The organism is Mitsuaria sp. TWR114, from assembly GCF_007997345.1.
This window is the reverse complement of the sequence record NZ_VOSR01000997.1, coordinates 1-651: the sequence shown is the minus strand read 5'-3', so window position 1 is coordinate 651 and position 651 is coordinate 1. Positions and strand designations below refer to the sequence as shown.

Sequence of the window (651 nt, the reverse complement as noted above, 5' to 3'; positions counted from 1 at the left end):
CTGCTCGCCGCCGGACAGCTGCTGGCCGAGGTTGGCCGCGCGCTCCCGCAGCCGCGGGAACAGCGCGAAGACCCGCTCGGCGCTCCACGGCTCGGCCGCGCGGCAGCGGTTGGCCTCGAAGGCCCGCAGATGCTCCAGCACGCTGAGGTTGGGGAAGACCCGGCGCCCCTCGGGCACGATGGCCAGGCCCAGCCGCGCGATGCGGTCGGCGCGCCAGCCGGTCACGTCCTCGCCGGCGAAGCGGATGCGCCCGCCGCTCGGCGCCAGCCAGCCGGTCAGGCAACGCAGCGTCGTGCTCTTGCCCATGCCGTTGCGGCCCAGCAGCGTCGCGACCTCGCCCGGCGCGATGCGCAGGTCGACGCCGAACAGCACCTGGCTGCCGCCGTAGCCGGCGCGCAGGCCCTCGATCTCGAGCAGCGCGTCGCTCATGCGCCCTCCTTCGCCGGGTGGCTCCGGGCCGACGGGTGCCGGTCCGCCACATCCATCGCGTCCCCCCGGTCCGCGGCCTCCGCCTCGTCGCCGAGGTAGGCCTGCCGGACCGCCGCGTCGTTGCGGATCTCGTCCGGCGTGCCCGTGGCGATGACGCGCCCGCTCACCAGCACCGACACGCGGTCGGCGAGCCGGAAGACCGCGTCCATGTCGTGCTCGACC

Annotated in this window: 1 protein-coding gene and 1 pseudogene; both read right to left on the bottom strand. The window is 75.9% G+C overall.

The genetic code is table 11. The annotated features are described in order from the left end of the window. Nucleotides 1–429 (bottom strand): ABC transporter ATP-binding protein (locus FUT87_RS26675; protein WP_147242934.1); only part of this gene is annotated, 429 nt, incomplete at its 3' end. After that, nucleotides 426–651: pseudogene (locus tag FUT87_RS26670) on the bottom strand (hypothetical protein); the annotation flags it as partial. The pseudogene FUT87_RS26670 and the gene FUT87_RS26675, both read right to left, overlap by 4 nt.